Raw genomic sequence first — 1,772 nt, 5'->3', positions numbered from 1 at the left:
TTGCCTACTTTCGAGAAAGCGATGGGCTAAAGGCATAACAAATTGTTCAAGAGTGATTCGGCACGCTTGGCATTTTTATTATGCGACAAGTTTAGTAGTTAAGGTGGTATGCGGAGGCTTCGGTATTGTTTGCCTCACACCTTAACAAGGCGTTATATCACCCACAATGATGTTAAACAGGATTCATTTATGACGACAAGTCAAAATCATAAATATACTCAGTTAAAGTGGTTGTACTCAGCTTTGAGTGGTTTATGTGCAGCATATTTCTTAGCTCTCTTTAGTGGAGGTGCCAGCTTAGAAAACTCAGTTTTGCTCCAGCTTGCCACATTATGTTTTTCAATTTGTTTGCCGGTTTTCACGACTTTTGCTTTTGCTCATGTGTATATGTATGAACAGGATGCATCTGTTGAAGTTTGCGATGAGGCTCTTAACGAACCTTGGGTTAACCGAATTACCATCGGTAGTTTTGGGTGTCTGGTGTCGGCTTTCATATTTCTGATCGGCTACTTTTCAATAACTGCGATGATAGGCTTTATCATTGTATCTGCTTTGTGTGTTTACTGTTTTATCGAATTTGCAGCAAAGTTGAGTAGTCAGCGCGCTGAAAATTAGTGATATAACAAACTGTTCAAGAGGGATTCGCAACGCGTGGCATTTTCACTATGCGTTGGTTTTAGTGTTTAAGGTGGTATGCGGCGGCTTCAGTATTGCGTTGCTCACCCCTTAACAGGGCGTTAGTTTGCAAGAGGAAAAACGCAGCTATATCGCAAGCTCTAGTGGTAAAAGCTCAAAGTTGAAATTGTCGTATCGGCGTTCAATGTCAGTGTTAACTAACATGGTGAAAATCCAAAATTGGCATAGTTTCAACGGTTGATTTGTTCTTTGGTGCGGTGACTTTGGGGTTAACTGAGTCGCAGTTTTTTGCTGAAACTCTGCTCGTTGAGTTTGTTGGTACAAAAGCCGATTTACTCGCTGAAATGGCGTTTTCTCTGGTGTAGTAAGTTCATGGGTTTCAGTTGCTTTGTTGAAAGTCCGCATTGTGAGATTTGTTTTCCAAAAGCGCTTTTTGGTGTTGTAAGTTCGTTTTCTGCGGCGTTGTTTATTCAAAGTGGTTTCATTGACTAGCCGTTTTTAGACTACGCCTGACTTAAATGCATCAAAGCACATAAAGTTTGTTGTTTGCAAAGTTTAAAATAACTTAAAATCAACGCTTTGGGTTTGCAAACTAACAAACTGCTCAAGAGGGATTCGCAACGCGTGGCATTTTTACTGTGCGTTGAATTTAGTGATTAAGGTGGTTTGCGGCGGCTTTTGTATTGCGTTGCTCACCCCTTAGCAGGGCGTTATGCATCTCAGCGAAATTATAATTATGAGGATTCTATGGTTTTAGGTAGTTGTAACTGTAAGGCTGTACAGTTTAGGGTAACTGGCGACTTTAAGCGTATCGTAAATTGCCACTGTAAATTATGTCGAAAAATGAATGGTGCAGCGCTTTCAACTTATGTAGCAGTACTAAAGACAGACTTTAAGCTGATTACCGGTGACTTGTGCTTTTTTGATGTGACAGAGAATGCTCGTAAACACTTTTGTGGTAAATGCGGTACTCCGATATTTAACTCAAACCCAAAATACGCAGGTTTAAACATATTACACCTTGGTAGCCTAGATATGGAGTCGTTGGTTGACATAAAGCCAGATGCAAATATTTACGCTGAGTCAAAAGTTAGTTGGCTTGACAGCCTTTCAGGTTTGCCTACTTTCGAGAAAGC

Annotated in this window: 2 protein-coding genes; both read left to right on the top strand. The window is 40.5% G+C overall.

Going from position 1 to position 1,772, the window contains the following annotated elements; translation table 11 throughout:
• The first annotated feature begins 189 nt into the window (after positions 1-189).
• On the top strand, positions 190-615 hold the full coding sequence (locus KIO97_RS26830; protein ID WP_285384436.1) for a hypothetical protein: 426 nt from the start codon (positions 190-192) through the stop codon (positions 613-615).
• Positions 616-1,383: 768 nt separating this feature from the next.
• On the top strand, positions 1,384-1,772 hold a 389-nt coding region (locus tag KIO97_RS26815), incomplete at its 3' end, for a GFA family protein (protein WP_285384435.1).

The organism is Vibrio sp. B181a (assembly GCF_030248375.1).
Taxonomy (GTDB): Bacteria; Pseudomonadota; Gammaproteobacteria; order Enterobacterales; family Vibrionaceae; genus Vibrio; species Vibrio campbellii.
Note: the sequence above shows the minus strand (reverse complement) of the source record. Positions and strands in the feature narration are given on the sequence as shown.